Here is a 7,799-nt window from a genome sequence, read left to right as displayed (position 1 = left end):
CCGTGCGGCATCTGATATCCATCGACGACCTCACCGACGAGGACCTGCGCGCCATCGTCGACCGCGGTGCCCGGTTCAGCGCCGAGGGTCCCGCCGGGGCCCGCCCGCTGGAGGGCGACATCGCCGGCATCTACTTCCGCCGGACCTCCACCCGGACCCGCACCGCCTTCTCGGCCGGCGCCCTGCGGCTCGGCGCGCAGATCGTCTCGTACGGCGACGGCGACCTCCAGCTCAACACCGGTGAGACCAGCGAGGACACCGGCCGGGTCATGTCCCGGATGCTCGACGTGCTCGTCGCCCGCACCGCGGACGACCCCGCCGAGATGCGCGCCTGGGCCACCCAGAACCGGATGTCCGTCATCAACGCGATGAGCGCCGACGAGCACCCCACCCAGGCGCTCACCGACCTGACCACGCTCCTCGGCCGGTTCGGCCGGCTGGAGGGGCTGCGCGTCCTGTACGTGGGGGAGGGCAACAACACCGCCTCCGCCCTCGCGCTGGCCCTCACCCGCTTTCCCGGGGTCGAGCTGGAGCTGCGCACCCCGCCCGGCTACGGGCTCGCCGACCGGTTCCTGGCCCGGGCGGCGGAGCAGGCCGAGCGCCATGGCGGCCGGTTCGCCGAGCGCCACGACATGGACGCGCTGCCCGCCGACCAGGACGCCGTCTACACGACGCGCTGGCAGACCACCGGCACCAGCAAGCCGGACCCGAACTGGCGGGAGCTGTTCGCGCCGTTCCAGGTCCGGGAGGCGCTGTGGGAGGACAGCCCCAAGGCCGTCTTCCTGCACGACCTGCCCGCGCACCGGGGCGAGGAGGTCACCGCCGACGTCCTCGACGGCCCGGCGAGCATCGCCTTCCAGCAGGCCGAGAACAAGATGCACAGCGCCATGGCCGTCCTGGAATGGTGCCGCCGCGGGCCCACCGGCTCCGCGGACGGCGCGGGGCGGTCCCGGTGACCGTCGCCCCCCAGGCACCGGCCGAGGCCCGCCCCGAGCTGCCGCCGCTGCGCAGGAACCGGGACTTCGTCCTGCTCTGGTCCGGAGCGGGCATGTCGTTCCTCGGCACCCGGGTCACCGCGGTCGCCTATCCACTGCTCGTGCTCTGGCACACCCGCTCGCCGATCGCCATGTCCCTGGTGACCTTCGCGGCCCTGCTGCCCGCCCTGCTGGTGCAACTGCCGGCCGGGGCGCTCGTGGACCGGTGGGACCGGCGGCGCGTGATGGTGGTGTGCGAGGCGGGCCGGGCGCTGGCGCTCGGCACGGTCGCGGTCGCGGTGCTCACCGGCCGGGTCCAGGTGGCGCACATCGCCGCCGTGGCGTTCGTCGAGTCCTGCCTCACCGTCTTCTACCGGCTGGCCGAACGCGGCGCCGTACGCAATGTGGTGCACGAGGAGCAACTGCCGCAGGCGCTCGCGCAGAACGAGGCGCGCGGCCGGGCGGCGGGCCTGCTCGGCCAGCCCGCCGGCATCCTCTTCTACACGGCGGTGCGCTGGGTGCCGTTCCTGTTCGGCGCGGTCGCCTACCTCGTCTCGCTGGTGACCCTGCTGTTCATCAGGAAGGAGTTCCAGGGCGAGCGGGTCGCCCCGCGCAAGGCGCTGCACCGCGAAGTTGCCGAGGGCATGGCGTGGCTGTGGCGCCGGCGTTTCCTGCGCACGGCGCTCGGCTTCGTCGCCGGCACCAACGCGCTGTTCCAGGTCCTCAGCCTCGCCGTGATCCTGATGATCAAGGAGGAGGGCCGCTCGGAGGCCGTCCTCGCCGTCGTCGTGACGGGCGGCGGCATCGGCGGCATGCTCGGCGCGCTCACCGGCGGCTGGTGGATGCGCCGGTGCAGCCAGCGCGCCATCCTCGTCGGCGGGCTCGCCGCCTGGGCCTGTCTGATGACGGCCATCTCCTTCACCCGGGCCGAACCGCTGCTGCTCGGGCTGCTGTTCGCCGGTACGAGCCTGGTCGGCGCCGTCTTCAACGTCGCCGCCGCCGTCTACCAGGTGCGCACCACCCCGGACGAGTTCCAGGGCCGCGTCGCCGGCACCGCGAACCTCATCTCCTCCGGCACCAACTCGCTCGGCGCGCTCCTCGCCGGCCTCGCCCTCGAACTGTGGGGCGCCGCCGACTCGATCCTGCTGACCGGCGCCGCGATGGCGCTGCTGGCCCTGGGCGCCGTACTCAGCCCCGCCCTGCGCACCGAGGACGCGCCGGCCGACACCGAAGCCCAAGGGCGAAAGGGAGACGAACATGAGCGAACCTGACAGCCCGGCCGCCTGGTTCCGGGTGCACCGGCGGACCGTGGACCCGCGGCTGCGACTGGTGTGCTTCCCGCACGCCGGCGGCACCGCCCAGCTCTACCACGGCTGGCCGTCGAGGCTGCCCGAGGACATCGAGGTGCTCGCCGTCCGCTACCCCGGCCGGCAGGACCGGCTGGCCGAGCCGTGCGTCGAGGACATGGCGGCCCTCGCCGGCCGGATCACCCGGGCGCTCGTCCCGTACCTCGACCGGCCGGTGGCGCTGTTCGGCCACAGCATGGGCTCCGCCGTCGCCTACGAGGTGGCGCTGCGCCTGGAGGCCCGGCACGGCACCACGGCCGCCCGCCTGCTGGTCTCCGGCCGGGCCGCCCCGCACCGGGCCCGGCACAGCGGGCTGCACGGGGAGGACGACGACACGCTGATCGCGGGCGTCCGCAGCCTCGGCAGCCTGGGCTCCGAGGTCTTCGACATCCCCGAGCTGCGGGAGCTGCTGCTGCCCGCGCTGCGCGCCGACTACCGGCTCATCGAGACGTACCGGCCCGGGACCCCGGCCCCCGTACGCGCCCCCGTCCGCGCGTACATCGGCGACCGCGACCCCGGCTCCGGCCACGACCGGGAGTCGGTGGCGGCCTGGGCGGAACTGACCACCGCGGGCGACTTCACGCTGCGGTCCTTTCCCGGCGACCACTTCTATCTCGACCCGTGCGAGGCGGAGCTGACGGCCGACATCGCGCGACAACTGGAGGGAGTAGGACGAAATAGAGAATTTATAGCTTTCCCCTAGATAGTTGGAGAATACTGAAGGGATCGTCCCATGACTGAACAGCAGACCTGGTCGCCGCTCGAGATCGAGACCGAACTCGTCGGTGGCGCGGAGGAACTGGTCGACCGCCTCAAGGCGATGGGTGACGAACTGGGAGAACTCCTCGTGCAGGAGAAGGCCCTGGTCTTCCGTGGCTTCGGGGTGACCCCGGCCGGCCTGGACGACGTCCTCGACCTGCTGCTGCCGAACCGCCTCGCCTACGTGCACGGCAACTCGCCGCGCACCAAGGTCGGCAGCAACGTCTACACCTCGACCGAGTACCCGCAGGAATTCACCATCTCGATGCACAACGAGATGAGCTACGCCCACGCCTGGCCGGCCCGGCTCGCCTTCTACTGCCAGATCCAGCCCGGCAGCGGCGGCGCGACCCCGGTACTGGACTCCGCGGTCTGGCTCAACTCCCTCGACGACGAGGTCAGGCAGGCCTTCGCCGGCGGCGTCCGCTACACCCAGAACCTGCACGACGGCTACGGCCTCGGCAAGAGCTGGCAGGACACCTTCGAGACCGACAGCCGTGAGGAGGTCGAGGCGTTCCTCGACGGCACCGGAGCCGGCTGGGAGTGGAAGGCCGACGGCGGCATCCACGTCGAATCGGTACGCCCGGCCACCGTCCGGCACCCGGTCACCGGCGTCGAGGGCTGGTTCAACCAGGCCGACCAGTGGCACCCGGCCGGCCTCGGCGACGACACCGCCGCGGCCCTCGCCCAGATCCTCCCCGAGGACGAACTCCCGCAGAACGTCACCTTCGCCGACGGCAGCCCGATCCCCGCCGAGTACGTGACCCAGATCCGTGACCGGGGCCTGGCCAACGCCGTCGACGTCGACTGGCGCACCGGTGACCTGCTCCTCATCGACAACGTGTCGCTCGCCCACGGCCGCCGGCCCTTCGCCGGCGCCCGTCGCGTGCTGGTGGCGATGTCGGACTGATGGCGTCATGACTGCCGAGACCGCCGAGTTCGAGCGGCTGCGGACGCAGGACGCCGTCCACGTCTGGCGGGGCCGCGCACCGGACGCGCTGCTCCCCGAGGACACCGCCCTGCTCTCCGCCGCCGAACTCGGGATCGTACGCCGCAGGTCGCCGCAGGCCGCCGTCCGGTACGCGGGTGCGCACGCGGCCCTGCGCCGGGTCCTGGCCCGCTACCTGGGCGAGCCGCCCGAGCGGATCAGGCTCGGGCGGCAGCCCTGCCCCCGCTGCCGGCATCCCGAACACGGGCGTCCGCGCATCGACTGGCCGCCCAGCGGCCTCGACTTCAACCTGTCCCGCTCCGGTGGGCACTGGCTGCTCGCCGTCGTCGCCGGCCACCAGGTCGGCGCCGACGTCGAGGACGGCAGGACCGTCGACGTCCAGGGCTCGTCCGCGATCGTGCTCACGGACGACGAGCTGGCCCACATGCGGGCCCAGCCCACCGAGGAACTGCGCCTGGCGGCCTTCTTCCGCTGCTGGACGCGCAAGGAGGCCGTGGTGAAGGCCTCCGGTGTGGGCATCGTCGCCGATCTGCGCACCATCGAGGTACGCCCCGCCCACGACGGCCCGGTCCGTGTCACCCACGTCGAGCCGAACGGCCCGGACACCTGGACGGTGCAGAACCTGCCGGTGGGCCCCGGACTGTTCGCCGCGCTCGCCCGGGAGGCCGGCAGCACCGGCCCCGTACTGCTGCGGGACTACCGGCGAGAGATCCAGAACCTGCCGTACGACAGCGACCCGCACGACGACGACGCGTACGGCCCCGCGCCCCACGACACCGAGAAGGAAGGAGCCCACGCCGCATGACCGCCGCCGAGTTCTTCGCGCCGCCGGGCACCCCCGGCACCTCTGTCCACACGTTCATCAACGAGAACCACGACAAGCTGCGCCGCGTCCTCGCCGAGCGCGGAGCGATCCTGCTGCGCGGCTTCGAGGTGGGCGGGGTGGACGGATTCGACGGCGTGGTCCGCGAGTTCTCCCGCTCCGCGCCGCTCACCTACGCGGAGCGCTCCTCGCCCCGCTCCACCATCAAGGGGCAGGTCTACACCTCGACCGACTATCCCCAGGGCGAGGAGATCTTCCTGCACAACGAGAACTCCTACCAGGCGGCCTGGCCGCGCACCCTGTACTTCTTCTGCATCGAGCCGGCCCTCACCCAGGGCGCCACCCCGCTCGCCGACATCCGCGAGGTCTACCGGCACATCGACCCCGGCGTCCGCGACGAGTTCGCGCGGCGCGGCTGGCGGGTCGTGCGCAACTTCCACGCCGAGTTCGGCGTGCAGTGGCAGGAGGCCTTCGGCACCACGGACCGGGACGCGGTCGAGGAGTACTGCCGCGGCAAGGGCCTGGACCCGCACTGGCGGCCGGACGGCGGGCTGCGCACCACCGCGGTGCGCCGCGCCGTGCACACCCACCCGGAGAGCGGCGCCCCCGTCTGGTTCAACCACGCGACGTTCTTCCACGTCACCTCGCTGGCCCCGGAGGTCCAGGAAGGACTGCGGGAGATCTTCGCCGAGGAGGACCTGCCCACCAACACGTACTACGGTGACGGCGGCCGCATCCCCGACGAGGTGATGGACCACCTGCGCGCGGCCTACCGCGCGGCGTCCACCCGCTTCGACTGGGAGCGCGACGACGTCCTCATCGTCGACAACATGCTCGCCGCCCACGGCCGCGAGCCCTTCACGGGCCCGCGCAAGATAGCCGTCGCCATGGCAGAACCGTGGGAGGGCTGATCGGAACGGCTCGGCACGAGCCGGCCGGTGCGCCGACCGCGACGGGCCGGGCACTCCCTCTCGGGGAGCGCCCGGCCCGTCGCCGTCGCCGTGCCGCGGGGGCTCAGCCCGCGGCGCTCAGCTTCACGTCGCCGCCGTCCGTGTGCAGCGTGATCTTGCGGGTGGCCCCGGGGTCGGTCTTGATGTCGACCTTCGACGAGCCGCCGTTGCTGGTGGCCTTCACCGCGTACGCATCGGCGGCCGGCACCCGCACCGACACGTCGCCGGCCCGGGTGTCGACGTCCACGGTGTCCGGCGCGGTGGTGAACCGGGCGTCGACCGCGCCGCCGTTGCCGTCCACGGTGAACCGCTTGGAGGTGATCCGGTCCGCGGTGACCTTGCCCCCGCCGGACTTCACCTCGAGAGGGCCGGCCAGCCCGGACACCGTGACGTTCCCGCCCTTGCTGTCCAGGACGGCCGCGAGGGCCTTCGGCACCTCCAGGGTGTAGTCCACGGTGCACTTGGAGGCACCGCCGTCCTCGGCGCAGCCGTCCCCGGGTGTCAGCACCAGCGTGCCGCCCCGCGTGGTGTGCTCCGTGTCCGGCTTGTCACCGCTGTACGTCACCTTCTCGGTGACCCTGACCGTGCTGCCGTCACCGGCGACGACCTTGATGTCGCCGCCCGGCGTCCGCACCTCGAGTGCCGACACCTTCTCGGTCACGTCGTACGAGGTGCTCTTGCTCTTGGATCCCTCCTGACCGACCTCGCAGCCGGTGGCGAGCACGCCGGCGGCGAGCGCGAGGACGGTGACGGACAGGTGACGGGCGCGGAGCTTCATGATGGCCTCTTCTTCTTTCGGTGCTCGGGACGACTTCGGGTCTGCGCAGTTGCGGGGCGGGGACAGGACCTAGGAGACGGGGCGGCGGTTCACGGACCGCCCGCCCTCGCGGTAGGACGCGTGGGAGAAGGAGCCCGGGGTCTGGGCGACCCACACGCCGCCGACGACCTGGGCCCGGACCACGGAACGCGTGGTCCCGGTGCCGGGGAGCGGGCCGCTGAACACCACGGTCGGCGCGGCACCGCCGGCCGGCAGACGACCGGCCACCAGCGAACGCTGCGGGCACGTCTCGACATAGCTCTGGGTGTTCGCGACCGTCGACATGTGGACTCCCAAGTGACTTGGCCCCGCTGCTGCGGCGCTCCGACTGCTGACTCAACGAAACCGTGAGTCGGGGGTCCGGCACATTGCGGCGGAACAGAGTCTTCGGGGTAGGGCCAGGCATACCCCGGAAGTAGAACTGGGCTGCTGGGCGCGGGAGGCACCCGGTTTCTACGGTTGGGACATGGCAATCCTGGAAGCGACATCGGTGTGGGTGGCGGTCCGCCGCCCCGGTTTCCTGTTCTCCTCGTGGCCGTGGCGGGCGACCGCCTACCTGCTGAGCAGTACTCCGGTGGGCCTGATCGGGCTGATCGCGATACTCACCGCGTTCGCGGTGGGCGGCGCGCTCACCGTCGTGCTCGTGGGGGTGCCCGTCCTGCTCGCGGCCCTCTTGTCCGGCGTCCCGATGGGTGTGGTCGAGCGGCGCCGGCTGCGGATGGTCGGCCACCGCGCCCTGCGCGACCCGCACGAGGAGCCGGAGGAGCCTGGGCTCGGCCCCTGGTGCCGGAAGCGGTTCTGCGAGGCGTCCAGCTGGCGCGAGCTGGCCTACACGCTGCTGTTCGTGACGGTGCTGTGGCCGCTGGACCTGCTGGCCGTGGTCTTCGCGCTCGCCGTCCCCGTGGGCCTGATGGCCACCCCGTACATGCTGGCCGCGTACGGCGGTGGCGAGTCCACCATGGCGCTGAAGCAGTGGGCGGTCACCTCCTACCCGCAGGCCTGGGCGCTCGCCGTACTCGGGGTGCTGCTGCTGCCGGTGGCGGCCTACGCGCTGACCGTGGTGGCCGGCGCCCGGGCCGGCTGGGCGCGGATGCTGCTCACCTGACCGGGCACGGGGCCTCATCCGCCAACCTCCCTCCACGCCGCTCACGTTGATCCATTCAACGGGGCGGCGCGGTGGT

General features: G+C 72.5%; 9 protein-coding genes. 7 read left to right on the top strand and 2 right to left on the bottom strand.

Annotated elements, in window-relative coordinates; genetic code table 11:
- The first annotated feature begins 2 nt into the window (after positions 1-2).
- The 6 genes from RI578_RS18475 to RI578_RS18450 are packed head-to-tail and all read left to right on the top strand — an operon-like array spanning position 3 to position 5,762.
- Positions 3-956 (top strand): ornithine carbamoyltransferase, encoded by a 954-nt coding sequence (locus RI578_RS18475; RefSeq protein WP_310872096.1) that lies wholly within the window; start codon positions 3-5, stop codon positions 954-956.
- Positions 953-2,245, top strand: coding sequence for an MFS transporter (locus RI578_RS18470; RefSeq protein ID WP_310872095.1), 1,293 nt, complete (start codon positions 953-955; stop codon positions 2,243-2,245). The genes RI578_RS18475 and RI578_RS18470 overlap by 4 nt, the downstream gene beginning before the upstream one ends.
- Entirely contained in the window at positions 2,232-3,023 is a 792-nt protein-coding gene (locus RI578_RS18465) for an alpha/beta fold hydrolase (protein WP_310872094.1), read from the top strand. The genes RI578_RS18470 and RI578_RS18465 overlap by 14 nt, the downstream gene beginning before the upstream one ends.
- Before the next feature lie 30 nt (positions 3,024-3,053).
- On the top strand, positions 3,054-3,989 hold the full coding sequence (locus RI578_RS18460; RefSeq protein ID WP_310872093.1) for a TauD/TfdA family dioxygenase: 936 nt from the start codon (positions 3,054-3,056) through the stop codon (positions 3,987-3,989).
- Between the two features lie 7 nt (positions 3,990-3,996).
- Positions 3,997-4,833, top strand: coding sequence for a 4'-phosphopantetheinyl transferase superfamily protein (locus tag RI578_RS18455; protein ID WP_310872092.1), 837 nt, complete (start codon positions 3,997-3,999; stop codon positions 4,831-4,833).
- Complete coding sequence (locus RI578_RS18450; RefSeq protein ID WP_310872091.1) at positions 4,830-5,762, top strand: TauD/TfdA family dioxygenase; 933 nt, start codon at positions 4,830-4,832, stop codon at positions 5,760-5,762. The genes RI578_RS18455 and RI578_RS18450 overlap by 4 nt, the downstream gene beginning before the upstream one ends.
- Before the next feature lie 103 nt (positions 5,763-5,865).
- On the opposite strand, the gene RI578_RS18445 is transcribed toward RI578_RS18450, so the two are convergent.
- Both RI578_RS18445 and RI578_RS18440 read right to left on the bottom strand, forming a co-directional pair.
- Positions 5,866-6,579, bottom strand: a complete 714-nt coding sequence (locus tag RI578_RS18445; RefSeq protein ID WP_310872090.1) for a DUF4097 family beta strand repeat-containing protein — start codon at positions 6,577-6,579, stop codon at positions 5,866-5,868.
- Positions 6,580-6,648: 69 nt separating this feature from the next.
- Positions 6,649-6,903, bottom strand: a complete 255-nt coding sequence (locus RI578_RS18440) for a hypothetical protein (protein WP_310872089.1) — start codon at positions 6,901-6,903, stop codon at positions 6,649-6,651.
- Positions 6,904-7,084: 181 nt separating this feature from the next.
- Between RI578_RS18440 and RI578_RS18435 the strand changes: the two genes are divergently transcribed.
- Positions 7,085-7,723, top strand: coding sequence for a sensor domain-containing protein (locus RI578_RS18435; RefSeq protein ID WP_310872088.1), 639 nt, complete (start codon positions 7,085-7,087; stop codon positions 7,721-7,723).
- The last annotated feature ends 76 nt before the right edge of the window (positions 7,724-7,799 follow it).

The sequence above is a fragment of the Streptomyces sp. BB1-1-1 genome, assembly GCF_031597775.1.
GTDB lineage: Bacteria > Actinomycetota > Actinomycetes > Streptomycetales > Streptomycetaceae > Streptomyces > Streptomyces thinghirensis.
The sequence above is the reverse complement of the archived record's forward strand: the minus strand, read 5'-3'. Positions and strand labels throughout refer to the sequence as shown.